The sequence below is a fragment of the Salmonella sp. SAL04196 genome, from assembly GCF_046550835.1.
In the GTDB taxonomy this organism is placed as follows: Bacteria; Pseudomonadota; Gammaproteobacteria; order Enterobacterales; family Enterobacteriaceae; genus Salmonella; species Salmonella enterica.
On sequence record NZ_JBGDXE010000010.1, the window covers coordinates 23,960 to 40,887 of the forward strand.

Genomic DNA, 16,928 nt, shown 5'->3' on the forward strand with positions numbered 1-16,928 from the left:
GCCCCTACTGTCTATTCGAAGAGAATCGATGTGAAAGTACTGACTGTATTTGGTACACGACCGGAGGCCATTAAGATGGCGCCTCTGGTCCATGCGCTGGAAAAAGATCCTCATTTCGAGGCCAAAGTATGCGTTACTGCGCAGCATCGGGAGATGCTTGATCAGGTATTAACTCTTTTTTCTATTGTGCCTGATTACGATCTCAACATTATGCAGCCGGGACAGGGGTTGACGGAAATTACCTGCCGAATTCTGGAGGGATTAAAGCCGATCCTGGCAGATTTTAAACCTGATGTGGTGCTGGTTCATGGCGATACCACCACTACGATTGCTACCAGCCTGGCGGCTTTCTATCAACGAATTCCGGTAGGGCACGTAGAAGCCGGGTTGCGAACCGGCGATCTTTATTCCCCCTGGCCGGAAGAGGCAAACCGCACGCTGACCGGACATCTGGCGATGTACCACTTTGCGCCGACGGAAAACTCGCGGCAGAATCTGTTGCGGGAGAACATTCCGGATGAGCGCATTTTTGTCACTGGCAATACCGTTATCGACGCGCTGATCTGGGTACGCGATCGCGTTCTGGCGAGCGATACATTACAGGCTGAACTGGCCGAGCAGTATCCTTTCCTCAATGTGAATAAGAAGATGATTTTGGTGACCGGTCATCGGCGTGAAAGCTTTGGTCAGGGCTTTGAGCATATCTGCCAGGCGCTGGCGGAAATCGCCGCCGCGAACCAGAATGTGCAAATTGTCTATCCGGTGCACCTCAATCCCAACGTCAGCGAACCTGTCAACCGTATCCTCGGCCATGTTGAAAACGTGGTGCTGATTGAGCCGCAGGACTACTTACCTTTTGTCTGGCTGATGAATCACGCCTGGCTCATTCTGACCGATTCCGGCGGTATTCAGGAAGAAGCGCCGTCATTAGGTAAGCCGGTATTGGTCATGCGTGAAACCACAGAGCGTCCGGAAGCCATTACCGCTGGTACGGTAAGACTGATCGGCACGGACTCCCGGCGCATTGTGGCGGAAGTTATGCGTCTGCTGCACGACGAAAATGAATATCAAACTATGAGCCGCGCCCATAATCCTTATGGTGACGGGCAATCATGCGCGCGCATTTTACAGGCGTTAAAAAGTTATCGGGTATCGTTATGAGTTTTACGACCATTTCTGTTATTGGGCTGGGGTATATCGGATTACCGACTGCGGCCGCTTTTGCTTCCCGCCAGAAGCAGGTTATCGGCGTGGATATCAACCAACATGCGGTAGACACCATAAATCGCGGTGAAATTCACATCGTGGAGCCGGCGTTGGGCAATGTGGTGAAGATGGCGGTGGAAGGCGGCTTTCTGCGTGCGACGACGACACCTGTCGAGGCCGATGCGTACCTGATTGCCGTGCCGACGCCATTCAAAGGCGATCACGACCCTGACATGGCCTATGTGGAAGCCGCGGCGAAATCCATTGCGCCGGTATTAAAAAAAGGGGCACTGGTGATTCTGGAATCAACATCGCCGGTCGGCGCAACGGAGCAAATGGCCGGCTGGCTGGCCGGGATGCGCCCGGATCTGACCTTTCCCCAGCAGGCGGGCGAGCAGGCCGACGTGAATATCGCCTATTGTCCGGAGCGTGTGCTGCCGGGTCAGGTGATGGTGGAACTCATTAAAAATGACCGCGTGATTGGCGGTATGACGCCAGTATGTTCGGCTCGCGCCAGCGCTCTGTACAAAATTTTCCTTGAGGGCGAATGCGTTGTCACCAACTCGCGCACCGCAGAGATGTGCAAGCTGACGGAAAATAGCTTCCGTGATGTGAATATCGCCTTTGCGAATGAATTGTCGCTGATTTGCGCCGAACAGGGGATTAACGTCTGGGAATTGATCCGCCTGGCGAACCGCCATCCGCGCGTCAATATTTTGCAGCCGGGCCCAGGCGTTGGCGGGCACTGCATTGCGGTCGATCCGTGGTTTATTGTGGCGCAAAATCCGCAGCAGGCGAGACTGATTCGCACCGCGCGTGAAGTGAACGACGGCAAACCGCACTGGGTAGTCGATCAGGTAAAAGCCGCGGTCGCAGATTGCCTGGCGGCCACCGATAAACGCGCCAGCGAAGTGAAAATCGCCTGTTTTGGGCTGGCCTTTAAGCCGAATATCGACGATCTGCGCGAAAGCCCGGCGATGGGGATCGCGCAAAGTATCGCCCGCTGGCACAGCGGCGAAACCTTGGTCGTCGAACCGAATATCCATCAGTTGCCGAAAAAATTGGACGGACTTTGCACGCTGGCGAAACTGGACGCGGCGCTGGCCGCCGCCGATGTGCTGGTGATGCTGGTCGATCATGACGAATTTAAAGCGATTCCCGGCGATGCGGTTAATCAACGTTATGTGGTTGATACCAAAGGAGTCTGGCGCTGATGAAACGGATTCTGGTGACCGGCGGCGCAGGCTTTATCGGATCTGCGGTGGTGCGGCATATCATCCATGAAACGGCAGACGCGGTGGTGGTGGTGGATAAACTCACCTATGCGGGCAACCTGATGTCTCTGGCGTCGGTGGCGCAAAGCGACCGTTTCGCCTTTGAGAAGGTGGATATCTGCGATCGGGCATCACTGGAGCGAGTTTTCCAGCAGTATCAGCCCGATAGCGTGATGCACCTGGCGGCGGAAAGCCATGTAGACCGTTCCATCGACGGCCCCGCGGCGTTTATTGAAACGAATATCGTTGGTACTTACACCTTGCTGGAAGCCGCTCGCGCTTACTGGTCCGCGCTTGACGCGGACGCTAAAGCGGCGTTCCGCTTCCACCATATCTCCACCGATGAAGTGTATGGCGATCTGCATACTGCAGACGATTTCTTCACCGAAACCACGCCATATGCGCCAAGCAGCCCTTATTCCGCCTCCAAAGCCAGCAGCGACCATCTGGTACGCGCCTGGTTACGTACCTACGGTTTGCCTACGCTTGTCACCAACTGCTCTAATAACTACGGGCCCTACCATTTCCCGGAAAAACTGATCCCGCTGATGATTCTGAACGCGCTGGCGGGTAAACCATTGCCGGTCTATGGCAACGGCCAGCAAATTCGCGACTGGCTGTATGTGGAAGATCATGCCCGTGCGTTGTATCACGTGGTGACGAACGGCGCGGTGGGCGAAACGTATAATATCGGCGGTCATAACGAACGTAAAAATCTGGATGTGGTCAGGACGATTTGCGCTCTGCTGGAGGAACTGGCCCCGCAAAAACCGCAGGGTGTGGCGAATTATCACGATCTGATTACCTTCGTCGACGATCGACCCGGCCATGACTTACGTTATGCCATCGACGCGTCGAAAATCGCCCGCGAGCTGGGCTGGACGCCGCAGGAAACCTTCGAAAGCGGGATGCGAAAAACCGTTCAGTGGTATCTCGCCAATGAGGCCTGGTGGAAACCCGTGCAGGATGGCAGTTATCAGGGCGAACGCTTAGGTCTGAAACGCTAAACGGCAGGTTCTTACTCCTGGAGGAGAAACGAATGAAAGGCATCATTCTGGCCGGAGGTTCCGGTACCCGGTTGCATCCCATTACGCGCGGCGTATCAAAGCGCCAGGGCTTCAAAATTGCCTGTCTGGAGGAGATTGCCTGGCGCAACGGCTGGCTGGATGATGATGGTTTGAAACGCGCCGCCAGTCAGCTTGAAAAAACCGGCTATGGCCAATATTTACTGGAGTTGCTCCGTGCCCGTCCGCGCCAGTATTGAACCGTTACTCTGGGAAAATACGTTCTTTGGCGTGAATAGCGGCATTGTGCGTATCGATGCCTCAGCGCCCGAATTAACGCCAGAAGCGCTGCAGGCGTGGCAACGCGTGCAGGTAAAAGTGCCGGCTTGCAACATCGCCTGGCTGTCGGCGTTGCAAGCGCTGGGATTCTCTTTGGTTGAAGGCGAAGTGGATTTTGCGTTGCCGGTAAAAGGGCATCGCGACCAGCATGGCGCGGAAATTGCACACCTTAAAGACATTCCTGCTTTGCGTCAGTTGGCCGGAGAGGCGTTTACGCAGAGTCGTTTTCGCGCGCCGTGGTATGCGCCCGACGCCAGCGCCCGTTTTTACGCCCAGTGGATTGAGAATGCGGTACGCGGCACGTTTGATCACCAATGCCTGGTGCTTCGCACAGAGACAGGCGCTATCCGCGGTTACGTCTCGCTGCGGGAATTGAATGATACCGACGCGCGCATTGGCCTGTTGGCCGGACGCGGCGCGGGAGCGGAACTTATGCAGGCGGCGATCTGTTGGGCACAGAGTCGCGGCAAAGCAACATTGCGGGTGGCGACCCAGTTGGGCAACACCGCCGCGCTTAAACGTTACATACAAAGCGGTGCCAACATCGAAAGCACTGCGTACTGGTTATACAGGTGACAACATGATTCCTTTTAATGCGCCGCCGGTGGTGGGAACCGAACTCGAATACATGCAGTCTGCAATGAGCAGCGGCAAACTGTGCGGCGACGGCGGCTTTACGCGCCGTTGCCAGCAGTGGCTGGAGCAACATTTCGGCAGCGCGAAGGTGTTGCTGACGCCTTCCTGTACCGCATCACTCGAGATGGCGGCTCTGTTGTTGGATATTCAGCCCGGCGATGAAGTGATCATGCCGAGCTTTACGTTTGTCTCCACCGCTAACGCTTTTGTCCTGCGCGGCGCGAAAATTGTGTTTGTCGATATTCGTCCGGATACGATGAATATTGACGAAACGCTGATTGAGGCGGCGATTACTGATAAAACCCGCGCTATCGTGCCGGTACATTACGCTGGCGTCGCTTGTGAAATGGATGTCATCATGGCGCTGGCGGATAAGTATAATCTGTTCGTTGTCGAGGATGCCGCCCAGGGCGTGATGTCCACGTACAAAGGGCGCGCGTTAGGAACGATCGGTCACATCGGCTGTTTTAGCTTCCATGAAACCAAAAATTACACCGCTGGCGGCGAAGGCGGCGCGACGCTGATCAACGATCGTACGCTGATTGAACGCGCGGAGATCATCCGCGAAAAAGGCACCAACCGCAGCCAGTTCTTCCGTGGTCAGGTGGACAAATACACCTGGCGGGATATCGGCTCCAGTTATTTGATGTCCGATCTGCAGGCTGCCTACCTGTGGGCGCAACTGGAGGCCGCCGATCGTATCAATCAACAGCGTCTGTCGCTGTGGCAGACTTACTACGATGCGTTAACGCCGCTGGCGCGCGCCGGGCGTATCGAGCTGCCTTCTATTCCGGAAAACTGCGGGCATAATGCCCACATGTTTTACATCAAACTGCGGGATATCGCCGATCGCAGCGCGCTGATTAATTTCCTGAAAGAGGCGGAAATCATGGCGGTATTCCATTACATTCCGCTGCATGATTGTCCGGCGGGCGATAAATTTGGCGAGTTTATCGGGGACGATGTCTACACCACAAAAGAGAGCGAACGTTTGTTGCGTCTGCCGCTGTTTTATAACCTTGCGCCCGTCGATCAACGAACGGTGATTACTACCTTGCTAAATTATTTCTCCTGATATGTCGCTTGCTAAAGCCTCCCTGTGGACGGCGGTCAGTACGCTGGTAAAAATTGGCGCCGGACTGCTGGTGGTGAAACTACTGGCCGTCTCTTTTGGTCCGGCGGGCGTCGGACAAGCGGGTAACTTCCGCCAGATGATCACCGTGCTGGGCGTATTGGCTGGTGCGGGGATATTTAACGGCGTTACCAAACTCGTCGCACAACATCATGATAACCCGGCGCAGTTACGTACCGTGGTGGGAACCTCCTCCGCGATGGTATTGGGGTTCTCTACGCTGCTGGCGCTGGTCTTCCTGCTGGCGGCGGCGCCGATTAGCCAGGGACTGTTCGGTCATACGGACTATCAAGGGCTGGTGCGTCTGGTTGCGCTGGTACAAATGGGGATCGCCTGGGCGAACCTGCTGCTGGCGCTAATGAAGGGCTTTCGTGACGCGTCGGGTAATGCCTTATCGTTAATTGTCGGCAGCTTTTTGGGCGTCGTCGCCTGGTATCTCTGCTATCGTGTCGGCGGCTATGAAGGCGCTCTGCTTGGCCTGGCGCTGGTGCCGGCGCTGGTGGTAGTGCCTGCCGGTATAATACTGATTAAGCGCGGCACCGTCCCGCTACGCTATCTCAAGCCCTCCTGGGACAACGGTCTGGCAGGGCAGCTCAGTAAATTTACCCTGATGGCGCTGATTACCTCCGTTACGATGCCGGTCGCCTATGTGATGATGCGAAACCAACTGGCCGCGCACTATAGCTGGAGCGATGTCGGGATCTGGCAGGGCGTAAGCAGCATTTCTGATGCCTATCTGCAATTTATCACCGCCTCTTTCAGCGTTTACCTGTTACCCACGCTCTCACGCCTGACGGAAAAACAGGACATTACGCGTGAAGTGGTAAAAGCGCTGAAATTTGTTTTACCGGCGGTCGCGGCGGCGAGTTTTACCGTCTGGCTACTGCGCGATTTTGCTATCTGGCTGCTTTTTTCCGCCAAATTCACCGCGATGCGCGATCTGTTCGCCTGGCAGTTAGTGGGCGACGTGCTGAAAGTCGGCGCCTATGTTTTCGGTTATCTGGTGATTGCCAAAGCGTCGTTGCGATTTTACATTCTGGCCGAAATTAGCCAGTTCATTCTGTTAACGGCGTTCGCTCACTGGCTGATTCCCGCTCACGGCGCGCTGGGTGCGGCACAGGCTTATATGGCCACCTATATTGTCTATTTTTCACTTTGTTGCGGCGTATTTTTACTCTGGCGTAGGCGAGCATGACTGTACTGATTCACGTCCTGGGATCGGATATCCCTCACCATAACCACACCGTGTTGCGGTTTTTCAATGATACGCTGGCCGCCACAAGCGAGCACGCGCGTGAATTTATGGTTGCTGGCGAAGATAACGGCTTCACGGAAAGCTGCCCGGCGCTCTCGCTTCGTTTTTATGGCAGTAAGAAAGCGCTGGCGCAGGCGGTCATCGCCAAAGCGAAAGCAAATCGTCGACAGAGATTCTTCTTTCACGGTCAGTTCAACACCAGCCTGTGGCTGGCGCTGTTAAGCGGCGGTATTAAGCCAGCTCAGTTTTACTGGCATATCTGGGGCGCGGATCTCTACGAAGTGTCCCACGGGCTGAAATTCCGCCTTTTCTACCCGCTTCGTCGTATCGCGCAGGGACGAGTAGGGGGCGTATTCGCGACGCGCGGCGATCTCAGCTATTTTGCGCGCCAGCACCCGGGCGTACGCGGCGAGTTGCTCTATTTCCCGACGCGCATGGATCCTTCCCTGAACTCTATGGCAAAAGAGCGCCAACGTGCGGGGAAATTGACCATTTTAGTAGGGAACTCCGGCGATCGCAGTAACCAACATATTGCGGCGTTACGGGCGGTGTATCAGCAGTTTGGCGACACGGTAAACGTGGTGGTGCCGATGGGCTATCCGGCCAATAACCAGGACTATATTGATGAGGTTCGTCAGGCCGGTCTGGCGCTATTTAGCGCCGAAAATCTACAAATTCTTAGCGAAAAAATGGAATTTGATGCCTATCTTGCGCTGTTGCGCCAGTGCGACCTCGGTTATTTTATTTTTGCCCGCCAACAGGGGATCGGGACGTTGTGCCTGCTAATTCAGGCCGATATCCCGTGCGTACTGAATCGCGACAATCCTTTCTGGCAGGATATGGCGGAACAGCATCTGCCCGTTCTGTTTACCACGGACGATCTTAATGAGCAGGTCGTGCGCGAGGCGCAGCGTCAGCTCGCATCGGTAGATAAAAGCGGCATTACCTTCTTTAGCCCCAACTACCTGCAACCGTGGCATAATGCGTTGAGAATCGCCGCAGGAGAAGCCGAATGAGTTTAATGCAATTCAGCGGGCTGCTGGTGGTCTGGCTGCTCTCTACGCTGTTTATCGCCACGCTGACCTGGTTTGAATTCCGCCGCGTGCGTTTTAACTTCAACGTTTTCTTTTCGTTGCTGTTTTTGTTGACCTTCTTTTTTGGTTTTCCGCTAACCAGCGTGCTGGTATTTCGTTTCGACGTTGGCGTCGCGCCGCCGGAAATCTTATTGCAGGCTCTATTATCCGCCGCCTGTTTCTACGGCGTGTATTACGTGACCTATAAAACGCGTTTACGCAAACGCGTTGTGGATGTACCACGCAAGCCGCTATTTACCATGAACCGGGTGGAAACCCACCTTACCTGGGTGATCCTGATGGGCATCGCGCTGGTGAGCGTGGCGATTTTCTTTATGCATAACGGCTTTTTGCTGTTCCGGCTGCACTCCTACAGCCAGATCTTTTCCAGCGAAGTCTCCGGCGTGGCGTTAAAACGGTTCTTCTATTTCTTCATTCCGGCGATGCTGGTGGTCTATTTCCTGCGCCAGGACAGCAAAGCGTGGCTGTTTTTTCTGGTGAGTACCGTCGCGTTTGGCCTGTTGACCTACATGATTGTCGGCGGCACGCGCGCCAACATCATTATTGCGTTTGCTATCTTCCTGTTTATCGGCATTATTCGGGGCTGGATCAGCCTGTGGATGCTGGCGGCGGCGGGCGTGCTGGGGATTGTCGGTATGTTCTGGCTGGCGCTCAAACGCTACGGATTAAATGTGAGCGGCGATGAGGCGTTCTATACGTTTCTTTATCTAACGCGCGATACCTTTTCGCCGTGGGAGAATCTGGCGCTGCTGTTGCAAAATTACCACAATATCGATTTTCAGGGGCTGGCCCCTATCGTGCGTGATTTCTACGTCTTTATTCCCACCTGGTTATGGCCGGGACGACCCAGTATCGTGCTGAACTCTGCGAATTACTTCACCTGGGAAGTCCTGAACAACCATTCTGGCCTGGCGATATCGCCAACGCTTATTGGATCGCTGGTGGTCATGGGCGGGGCGCTGTTTATTCCGCTCGGCGCGATCGTCGTCGGGCTGATTATCAAATGGTTCGACTGGCTGTATGAACTGGGTAACCGGGAGCCCAATCGCTATAAGGCGGCGATTCTGCACAGTTTCTGCTTTGGCGCCATCTTTAATATGATTGTGCTGGCGCGAGAAGGGCTGGATTCGTTTGTTTCGCGCGTGGTTTTCTTCCTGGTGGTTTTTGGCGCCAGCCTGCTGGTCGCTAAGCTTCTGTTCTGGTTATTTGATAGCGCCGGACTGATTCATAAACGTACAACTTCGCTCCCTCAGGCACAGGTGGAAGGAAAACTATGACCAATAATGCCGCTGCGCCCCTTTACTCGCTGCGTGGATTACCTCTGATTGGCTGGCGCGACATGTCACATGCGCTGAATTATCTGTTTGCCGATGGTCAACTGAAGCAAGGCACGTTGGTGGCGATCAACGCCGAAAAGCTGCTGACGGCGGAAGATAATCCGGAAGTCCGCGCGTTGATAGCAGCGGCGGAATTTAAATATGCCGATGGCATCAGCGTGGTGCGTTCAATACGTAAAAAATTTCCGCAGGCGCAGGTTTCTCGTGTGGCTGGCGCCGACCTTTGGGAAGCGTTAATGGCGCGCGCGGGGAAAGAAGGCACGCCGGTATTTCTTGTCGGCGGCAAGCCTGAGGTGCTGGCGCAGACGGAAGCAAAACTGCGGACGCAGTGGAACGTCAATATTGTGGGTAGCCAGGACGGTTACTTTACGCCGGAGCAGCGTCAGGCGCTATTTGCGCGTATCCATGCCAGCGGCGCGAAAATTGTCACCGTCGCGATGGGATCGCCAAAACAGGAATTACTCATGCGCGATTGTCGGGAAGTGCATCCCCATGCGTTATATATGGGGGTGGGCGGGACCTATGATGTGTTTACTGGTCACGTCAAACGCGCTCCAAAAATATGGCAGAACCTGGGGCTGGAGTGGTTGTATCGTCTGCTTTCGCAACCGAAGCGTATTACCCGCCAGATGCGTCTGCTGCGCTACCTTCGCTGGCACTATACTGGCGATCTCTAATTCTCCCTTCTGATGACTTGAGCAGCGGATTGTGCTTATGGCGCTGCTCATTTACAACATAATCGATGATTTCTTACACAATAAGTGCATTTTTTTAATGCTCCATTTGCCATTTGTCCAAATTTAAGAAAATATTCGCAACAATCGATGTACCCATAACAATAACCGGTACTACCGGAACCGTTGCAAACACGACATGAGGATTTATGGCAGAGAAAAAACCGGAGCTACAGCGTGGGCTGGAAGCTCGTCATATTGAATTGATTGCCCTCGGGGGCACCATCGGCGTCGGACTCTTTATGGGCGCCGCCAGTACGCTTAAATGGGCGGGCCCGTCAGTGCTGCTGGCGTATATCATCGCCGGATTGTTCGTCTTTTTCATTATGCGTTCGATGGGGGAGATGCTCTTTCTGGAACCTGTTACCGGCTCCTTTGCCGTGTACGCCCACCGGTATATGAGTCCTTTTTTTGGCTATCTTACCGCCTGGTCATACTGGTTTATGTGGATGGCGGTCGGGATCTCGGAAATTACCGCCATTGGGGTCTACGTCCAGTTCTGGTTTCCGGAGATGGCGCAGTGGATACCGGCGCTGATTGCCGTCGGACTGGTCGCGTTGGCGAATCTGGCTGCGGTGCGCCTGTATGGTGAAATCGAATTCTGGTTTGCGATGATCAAAGTCACCACGATTATTGTGATGATCATCATCGGCCTGGGGGTGATTTTCTTCGGCTTTGGTAACGGCGGCCAGGCGATTGGCTTTGGTAATCTGACCGAGCATGGCGGTTTTTTTGCTGGTGGCTGGAAAGGCTTTCTGACCGCATTATGTATCGTGGTGGCCTCTTATCAGGGGGTTGAGTTGATCGGTATTACCGCCGGTGAAGCGAAGAATCCGCAGGTGACGTTGCGTAGCGCGGTGGGTAAAGTGCTGTGGCGTATCCTGATTTTTTATGTTGGCGCGATTTTCGTGATCGTCACCATTTTCCCGTGGAATGAGATTGGCAGCAACGGCAGTCCCTTTGTGCTCACCTTCGCGAAAATCGGCATCACCGCCGCGGCGGGCATTATCAACTTTGTCGTGCTGACGGCGGCGCTCTCCGGCTGTAACAGCGGAATGTATAGCTGTGGGCGTATGCTTTACGCGCTGGCGAAAAACCGTCAACTGCCGGCGGCAGTCGCGAAAGTCTCTCGCCACGGCGTGCCGGTCGCGGGCGTGGCGCTCTCTATTTTGATTTTGCTGGTAGGTTCTTGCCTGAACTACATCATCCCCAATCCGCAGCGCGTCTTTGTTTACGTTTATAGCGCCAGCGTACTGCCGGGGATGGTGCCGTGGTTTGTCATTCTGATTAGCCAACTGCGCTTTCGTCGGGCGCATAAAGAAGCGATTGCGGATCATCCTTTTCGTTCCATTATGTTCCCGTGGGCGAACTATTTGACGATGGCGTTTCTGGTTTGCGTTTTAATCGGCATGTACTTTAATGAAGATACGCGCATGTCGCTGTTTGTCGGCGTCATCTTCCTGCTGGCCGTCACGCTGGTCTACAAAGTTTTCGGTCTGAATCGTCACGGAACCGCCCACAAGGTGGGGGAATAAGCGCCAAAATGCGCAAAGCATAACCAAACACGCATTTTATTTAAAAAGGCACTGGACAGCGGGGTGTGAAGTCCGTATTATCCACCCCCGCAACGGCGCTAAGCGCCCGTAGCTCAGCTGGATAGAGCGCTGCCCTCCGGAGGCAGAGGTCTCAGGTTCGAATCCTGTCGGGCGTACCATTTATTTAGGTGCTTGAGCTGCGGTGGTTTAATACCGCGTAAAAAGTTTCAGTGGTGGCTATAGCTCAGTTGGTAGAGCCCTGGATTGTGATTCCAGTTGTCGTGGGTTCGAATCCCATTAGCCACCCCATTAATATAGAGTTGTGAAACGCGAAGGTGGCGGAATTGGTAGACGCGCTAGCTTCAGGTGTTAGTGTCCTTACGGACGTGGGGGTTCAAGTCCCCCCCCTCGCACCACGACTCAATGAATTGAACTAAAAATTCAAAAAGCAGTATATCGGCGAGTAGCGCAGCTTGGTAGCGCAACTGGTTTGGGACCAGTGGGTCGGAGGTTCGAATCCTCTCTCGCCGACCAATTTTGAACCCCGCTTCGGCGGGGTTTTTTGTTTTCTGTTCATTTTCAACCGTTTATCCCGCACGTGTTGCCATTATGGTTTATTGGCGATATCCCAGACTTTATTTGTCGCTATTCGGTGACGAATAATCTATTGATTTATAATCACTTTATAAAAAGCATCCTGTTCTGTCTCCGCCGGGCGACACGCTAAAACCTCGCCAGCGGCGGGGGGATGACAATCGCGTGAATTCTCTACGTTTTTTTAACGCCTGCGCCTGTTTTTTAGCGGTGCAAAGATGGCACGTTATGTGCAATAATGTACGGGTAGATGCTCATTCCATCTCTTATGTTCGCCTTCTGGCCTCATAAACTCAGGAATGATGCAGAGCCGTTTACGGTGCTTATCGTCCACTGACAGATGTCGCTTACGCCTCATCAAACACCCTGGACACAACGTTGAGTGAAGCACCCCTTTATGTTGTCATACAGACCTGTTTTGACGCCTGCCCCTTAACCGGGCAGGCGTTTTTTTATGCATCCCGAATGATTTTGTGTAAGCGGTAGGCCCGGTAAGCGAAGCGCCACCGGGCAAGAGGGAATTACTGCGGGGGATTGTTCTGTAATGTCAGCATCAGGCCATCGCGCCGCATGGCGGCGGCCTCTTCCGGTTGATGCAGTCGATCAAGCGCATCGGCAAGCCAGGCATAATCATACGCGTCCGGGCGTTGTTTCAGCGCGGCGCGGAAAGCCAGAGTCGCCTCCTGCCATTCACCGTGTTTCATTAGCGACTGACCGAGTGTGCTCCATAACAGCGGGCGATCGCCTACTGTCTTAATTTGCTGGCGCAGCACTTTCTCCAGTTGTTCCGGATTATTGGTTCTGAGGCGAGGAATGGGCAGCACCAGTCGATCGTCATACTGGCGTTTCAGACCGTCGATGATAATCTGCTGCGCCATATCATGATCGTCACATTCGATCAGATGCTCGGCCATCGCGACCTGCAGCGCCACCTGATGGCGGGTTTTACGGCTTTGGTTTTTCCACCAGGTGCGTAATCCTTCGCTGCCCTGCTCGGCGCGCGCCTGATCCATGAGTCCTATCCACGCCTGTTGTTCGAGCATGGCGCGATGCGCTTCATCGCCGACGTGCGCTTTCGCCATGGATGGGATGATATCCAGTAAAGAACTCCATGCGCTGGTGCGAATATAGGCCTGCTCCGCCAGACGCAGAACTTCCGGGTGACGCGGCGTGACCTCCAGCAGTTTGTCCACGCCGTGACGCGCCGCGTGATTTTCATTGCGCGCCAGCTGTAAGCGCACGCGTGTGATCTCGACCGGGATGGTGTCGTTCCCCGCCAGCTCTGCCGCACGTTCAAGGTGCTGATTAGCGCGTGCTTCATCGCCGCGCTGCTGCGCCGCTTCTGCCGCCAGCAGATAATTTACCACCGGTTGTTCAGCATGGTCGGCATTTTTTGACATCAGCTTTTCAACCTGCTGATAGTCGCCCTCCGCCAGCTTCAGCAGCGCCTGTTCGGTCTGCTTGCGGGCGCGACGGCGTTTACGGCCGGCAAACCAACCGCGGGTGTGCGCGCCGGTACGAAACAGACGGCGTAGCAACCACTCAATGGCGAATAGCACCACCATAGCGACGATGAGAATGATCGCCAGTCCGGTGACGCTGGTTTCAATGTTGTAGTTATCGGTCTGGATTAACACATAGCCCTGGTGACCGGCTATCATCGGGCCGACCACGATACCCGCGAGCAACAACACAAAGAGCAATAATACTTTTAGCATCATTATTCTCCTTGCGGCGCGGCTGCCGGAGCGTCTGTCTGCGTGGCAGGCGCTGCCGTAGAGACTGTCGGTTGCGCCAGCAGATTACGCACGCGGGTTTGCATCAGTTTTTCAAGAATCGCCTGGCTTTCCAGGGTTTCCGGCAGATCCATCGTGATATTTTGCTGGCTTAATTTATCGACCTCCTCCAGGAAGGCTTTTGTCGCGGCGTCGTCAGTATCGTAATAAGCGCGAACCCAGGTCGAAACGTTATCCAGCGCCTGACGGTATGTTTCTTCCTGATGGCGTGGCACGGCCTGCGCGGCGACTAACAGGCGGGAGCGAATATTTTCGCGTAAATAGATGTCCTGGTTGGGCGCCAACAGCGGTACGGCGGTATCATCGCGGCGGCGAATGGTAATAAAGCTGTCCATAAAGTTCTGCCAGCTTTTTTGCAGGTTAACGCGCCATTCGCTTAGCGAGCTGGACAGCTCGCTGCTGTCTGAATCCATCGGCGAACCATCGGTATCGTTATCCGCCAGACGCAAGTTATCGATTTGGTTAGAGAGCTGATTGAGCTTGAGAATAATGCCGTCGTAGTCGATCTGCGCAACGGATGACAGGCTGGCGATATCGTCAGTAATCGCGCGTCGTGCGGTAATCAGGCTGGGGTCATTCATGTCCGCCAGACTGGCGTCAGCGCTTTTGAGCAGCGCAGCGGCGGTAGTGACGTCCTGATCGCTCCACAGCTTGCGTCCGGCGAGTTTCACCAGGAAATCAGCCTGCGCCAGCAGCCAGGTTTTAGCATCGCTGCCGGAAATAGTGGCGACTTTTTGTTGTACTTCATCAAGCTGTTTCGCCAGCGCCGCCTGTTGGCGATTCGCGTCATCTAACTGCGCCGCTTGTTTTTTGATAATCCCTTCCAGCTCCGCTTTTTGGCTCTCCTGCGCCTTTTGCAAGGCGGTCAGTTGCGTCGCCAGCGCATCGCTGGTTTCCGTTTGCGCGGTTGCTTGCTGTTTCCCCCAGCCATAAAGCCCAATACCTGCCGCCAGGGCAATCGCGATCGCCACCGCGCTTAATACCAGCGCGGCGCCGTTCTTACTTTTTTTCTCGGTATTAACTGGCTGTGGCGTGGTTTCCACGCTCTCCCTGGTCTCATCAACCACGGCGGAGGATTTTTCTTGTTCCGTCATTATGGCATCCCATTATGAGAGTTATTGTAATGCGCGCAACAGCGCATCGTTGTCGGCGTTATCAGCGACCTTAATATCTTGCCAGCCCAGTTCCCGGGCGAGGTGCGCCAGACGCTCACTGACGACCAATAGCCGACAGCGTAGTAACCAGTGCTCACGATACCACTGGGGAGTCAGCGACCAGAGCCGTTGCAACATCTCGCCGCTGGTAACAACAAGCGTTGTTACGCCGCGAGTATGCCAGCGCATCGCTTCTTCCGCGCCATCGTAATGTTTTGCACATCGTTGATAACATTCACAAAAACTGACTTCGGCTCCGCGAGCTGTCAGGGTTTCGCCCAGCAGTTCGCGGCCGCCATTGCCACGCAAAATCAGCGCGCGTTTGCCCGCAATATTTTGTAATTCAGGTAATTGTAGCAAGGCTTCGCTGATTTCCCGATCCAATGGATAACGAATATCGAACCCGCTAACGGTATGAAGGGCGAGCGCCGTGGTGCGGCCAATCGCGAAATAGCGCGGCGACGCAGGCCAGTTTCGACCATCCCGCTGGAGCTGGGCGTGAGCAAAGGCGACGGCGTGCTGTGAAAGGGCAAAAACCAGATCGTTTTCCGTCAGAGTCGCCAGGCGGTCGGCCAGGGTGGGTAGCTCCCGACCGGCGACAAATTCAATCAGTGGAAAACTCCAGGCCACCTGCCCCAGTGCGCGCAGACGGCTCACTAACGCTTCCCCTGCGGGAGAGGGGCGGGTGATCAGAATACTCATGCGGGCGTCTCGCCGTTATAAACTTCCGTCAGAATCGCGCGCGCGCCGTTTTCCAGCAGTTCCTCTGCAAGCGAGATGCCCATTTGCTCCGCCTGCTCGGGAGAACCACGACGTTCGCCGCGCACCATCACCGAACCGTCCGGCGCGCCAACCAGCGCGCGTAGCCAAATTTCACCGTTGATGATTTCTGCATAGCTGCCAATCGGCACCTGACAACCGCCTTCCAGGCGGGTGTTCATAGCGCGTTCCGCCGTTACGCGCAGCGCGGTTTGCGAGTGATTCAACGGTGCGAGCAGCGCCTGCGTTCGCGCGTCGTCAAGACGACACTCAATCCCGACGGCGCCCTGGCCTACGGCAGGAAGCGAAACGTCGGGCGGCAAGGCTGTGCGAATGCGCGACTCCAGACCTAAGCGTTTCAGACCGGCCACGGCCAGGATAATGGCGTCATAGTCGCCGTTGTCCAGCTTGCCGAGACGTGTGCCGACGTTGCCGCGCAACGAACGGATAATGAGGTCCGGACGGCGTTCCGCCAGTTGACACTGGCGACGCAAACTGGACGTCCCGACGATACTACCCGCGGGCAGATCGTCCAGACTGTGATATTTATTCGAGACAAACGCGTCGCGCGGATCTTCGCGCTCGCAAATGGTCACCAGACCGAGACCATCCGGGAAGGCCACCGGAACGTCTTTCATAGAGTGCACGGCGATATCAGCGCGTTTTTCCAGCAGCGCGATTTCAAGCTCTTTAACAAACAGTCCCTTACCGCCCACTTTCGCCAGGGGAGTATCAAGGATCACGTCGCCGCGTGTGACCATCGGCACCAGTTCTACTGTCAGTCCCGGATGGGTTGCCATCAATGCGTCTTTGACATAATGTGCCTGCCAAAGCGCAAGGGGACTTTGGCGTGTGGCAATTCTTAAAACATTGTCTAACATGCTTGTTACCGTCATTATCAATCATTGACCATCCTAACATCCTTATAGAGAGTATGTTAGTTTTCCGGTCACCGTGAGTGAGAGGATAAGGCGCAGTGTCGTCAATGACAGTGAATAATGACGAGAAACCGCCAGCCCGTATTTAAGAATTTACACGCAGCGAACGGTGCTACACTTGTATGTAGCGCATCTTTCTTT

General features: G+C 54.8%; 15 protein-coding genes and 4 tRNA genes. 15 read left to right on the forward strand and 4 right to left on the reverse strand.

What is annotated here, in order from left to right; all coding sequences use genetic code 11:
- Positions 1-30 precede the first annotated feature (30 nt).
- The 15 genes from wecB (at position 31) to ACLJPE_RS21660 (ending at position 12,080) form a co-directional block, all read left to right on the forward strand.
- Complete coding sequence (gene wecB, locus ACLJPE_RS21590) at positions 31-1,161, forward strand: non-hydrolyzing UDP-N-acetylglucosamine 2-epimerase (protein WP_000866682.1); 1,131 nt, start codon at positions 31-33, stop codon at positions 1,159-1,161.
- Complete coding sequence (wecC, locus tag ACLJPE_RS21595) at positions 1,158-2,420, forward strand: UDP-N-acetyl-D-mannosamine dehydrogenase (RefSeq protein WP_000011234.1); 1,263 nt, start codon at positions 1,158-1,160, stop codon at positions 2,418-2,420. Before wecB ends, wecC begins: the two co-directional genes overlap by 4 nt.
- On the forward strand, positions 2,420-3,487 hold the full coding sequence (gene rffG, locus ACLJPE_RS21600) for a dTDP-glucose 4,6-dehydratase (RefSeq protein WP_000822143.1): 1,068 nt from the start codon (positions 2,420-2,422) through the stop codon (positions 3,485-3,487). The genes wecC and rffG overlap by 1 nt, the downstream gene beginning before the upstream one ends.
- Entirely contained in the window at positions 3,430-3,744 is a 315-nt protein-coding gene (locus ACLJPE_RS21605) for a sugar phosphate nucleotidyltransferase (RefSeq protein WP_223148968.1), read from the forward strand. The genes rffG and ACLJPE_RS21605 overlap by 58 nt, the downstream gene beginning before the upstream one ends.
- Positions 3,722-4,399, forward strand: coding sequence for a dTDP-4-amino-4,6-dideoxy-D-galactose acyltransferase (rffC, locus tag ACLJPE_RS21610; RefSeq protein ID WP_001145152.1), 678 nt, complete (start codon positions 3,722-3,724; stop codon positions 4,397-4,399). Before ACLJPE_RS21605 ends, rffC begins: the two co-directional genes overlap by 23 nt.
- Positions 4,400-4,403: 4 nt before the next feature.
- Positions 4,404-5,534 (forward strand): dTDP-4-amino-4,6-dideoxygalactose transaminase, encoded by a 1,131-nt coding sequence (gene rffA / locus ACLJPE_RS21615; RefSeq protein WP_000612080.1) that lies wholly within the window; start codon positions 4,404-4,406, stop codon positions 5,532-5,534.
- 1 nt (position 5,535) lies between these two features.
- A complete protein-coding gene (gene wzxE / locus ACLJPE_RS21620) occupies positions 5,536-6,786 on the forward strand; it encodes a lipid III flippase WzxE (protein WP_023233063.1) in 1,251 nt (416 codons plus the stop codon).
- A complete protein-coding gene (locus ACLJPE_RS21625) occupies positions 6,783-7,862 on the forward strand; it encodes a TDP-N-acetylfucosamine:lipid II N-acetylfucosaminyltransferase (RefSeq protein ID WP_023233064.1) in 1,080 nt (359 codons plus the stop codon). Before wzxE ends, ACLJPE_RS21625 begins: the two co-directional genes overlap by 4 nt.
- Positions 7,859-9,217 (forward strand): ECA oligosaccharide polymerase, encoded by a 1,359-nt coding sequence (wzyE, locus tag ACLJPE_RS21630; RefSeq protein WP_000055605.1) that lies wholly within the window; start codon positions 7,859-7,861, stop codon positions 9,215-9,217. Before ACLJPE_RS21625 ends, wzyE begins: the two co-directional genes overlap by 4 nt.
- Positions 9,214-9,954 carry a lipopolysaccharide N-acetylmannosaminouronosyltransferase gene (gene wecG / locus ACLJPE_RS21635; protein ID WP_000183617.1) on the forward strand — a complete coding sequence of 247 codons (741 nt, stop codon included), beginning with the start codon at positions 9,214-9,216 and terminating at the stop codon, positions 9,952-9,954. Before wzyE ends, wecG begins: the two co-directional genes overlap by 4 nt.
- A gap of 206 nt (positions 9,955-10,160) precedes the next feature.
- Positions 10,161-11,546, forward strand: a complete 1,386-nt coding sequence (thrP, locus tag ACLJPE_RS21640) for a bifunctional threonine/serine APC transporter ThrP (RefSeq protein WP_000818378.1) — start codon at positions 10,161-10,163, stop codon at positions 11,544-11,546.
- Positions 11,547-11,648: 102 nt separating this feature from the next.
- A tRNA-Arg gene (locus ACLJPE_RS21645) sits at positions 11,649-11,725 on the forward strand.
- Positions 11,726-11,779: 54 nt separating this feature from the next.
- Positions 11,780-11,855, forward strand: a tRNA-His gene (locus tag ACLJPE_RS21650).
- A gap of 20 nt (positions 11,856-11,875) precedes the next feature.
- Positions 11,876-11,962: transfer RNA gene (locus ACLJPE_RS21655), tRNA-Leu, on the forward strand.
- 41 nt (positions 11,963-12,003) lie between these two features.
- Positions 12,004-12,080: transfer RNA gene (locus ACLJPE_RS21660), tRNA-Pro, on the forward strand.
- Between the two features lie 581 nt (positions 12,081-12,661).
- On the opposite strand, the gene hemY is transcribed toward ACLJPE_RS21660, so the two are convergent.
- From hemY to hemC, 4 genes are read right to left on the reverse strand one after another with little or no spacing between them, the layout of a single operon-like run.
- Positions 12,662-13,858 (reverse strand): protoheme IX biogenesis protein HemY, encoded by a 1,197-nt coding sequence (gene hemY, locus ACLJPE_RS21665; RefSeq protein WP_001546072.1) that lies wholly within the window; start codon positions 13,856-13,858, stop codon positions 12,662-12,664.
- Between the two features lie 2 nt (positions 13,859-13,860).
- On the reverse strand, positions 13,861-15,030 hold the full coding sequence (gene hemX / locus ACLJPE_RS21670) for a uroporphyrinogen-III C-methyltransferase (protein WP_039514526.1): 1,170 nt from the start codon (positions 15,028-15,030) through the stop codon (positions 13,861-13,863).
- Between the two features lie 21 nt (positions 15,031-15,051).
- Positions 15,052-15,792 (reverse strand): uroporphyrinogen-III synthase, encoded by a 741-nt coding sequence (hemD, locus tag ACLJPE_RS21675; RefSeq protein WP_000025495.1) that lies wholly within the window; start codon positions 15,790-15,792, stop codon positions 15,052-15,054.
- On the reverse strand, positions 15,789-16,730 hold the full coding sequence (gene hemC, locus ACLJPE_RS21680) for a hydroxymethylbilane synthase (RefSeq protein ID WP_001521319.1): 942 nt from the start codon (positions 16,728-16,730) through the stop codon (positions 15,789-15,791). Before hemC ends, hemD begins: the two co-directional genes overlap by 4 nt.
- Positions 16,731-16,928 lie beyond the last annotated feature (198 nt).

Bases quoted from the DNA above. Each gene is read 5' to 3' on its own strand.
- wecC (WP_000011234.1), top strand. From the start codon at position 1,158: ATGAGTTTTACGACCATTTCTGTTATTGGGCTGGGGTATATCGGATTA.
- rffG (WP_000822143.1), top strand. From the start codon at position 2,420: ATGAAACGGATTCTGGTGACCGGCGGCGCAGGCTTTATCGGATCTGCG.
- rffA (WP_000612080.1), top strand. From the start codon at position 4,404: ATGATTCCTTTTAATGCGCCGCCGGTGGTGGGAACCGAACTCGAATAC.
- wzxE (WP_023233063.1), top strand. From the start codon at position 5,536: ATGTCGCTTGCTAAAGCCTCCCTGTGGACGGCGGTCAGTACGCTGGTA.
- ACLJPE_RS21625 (WP_023233064.1), top strand. From the start codon at position 6,783: ATGACTGTACTGATTCACGTCCTGGGATCGGATATCCCTCACCATAAC.
- wzyE (WP_000055605.1), top strand. From the start codon at position 7,859: ATGAGTTTAATGCAATTCAGCGGGCTGCTGGTGGTCTGGCTGCTCTCT.
- wecG (WP_000183617.1), top strand. From the start codon at position 9,214: ATGACCAATAATGCCGCTGCGCCCCTTTACTCGCTGCGTGGATTACCT.
- thrP (WP_000818378.1), top strand. From the start codon at position 10,161: ATGGCAGAGAAAAAACCGGAGCTACAGCGTGGGCTGGAAGCTCGTCAT.
- hemY (WP_001546072.1), bottom strand. From the start codon at position 13,858: ATGCTAAAAGTATTATTGCTCTTTGTGTTGTTGCTCGCGGGTATCGTG.
- hemX (WP_039514526.1), bottom strand. From the start codon at position 15,030: ATGACGGAACAAGAAAAATCCTCCGCCGTGGTTGATGAGACCAGGGAG.
- hemD (WP_000025495.1), bottom strand. From the start codon at position 15,792: ATGAGTATTCTGATCACCCGCCCCTCTCCCGCAGGGGAAGCGTTAGTG.
- hemC (WP_001521319.1), bottom strand. From the start codon at position 16,730: ATGTTAGACAATGTTTTAAGAATTGCCACACGCCAAAGTCCCCTTGCG.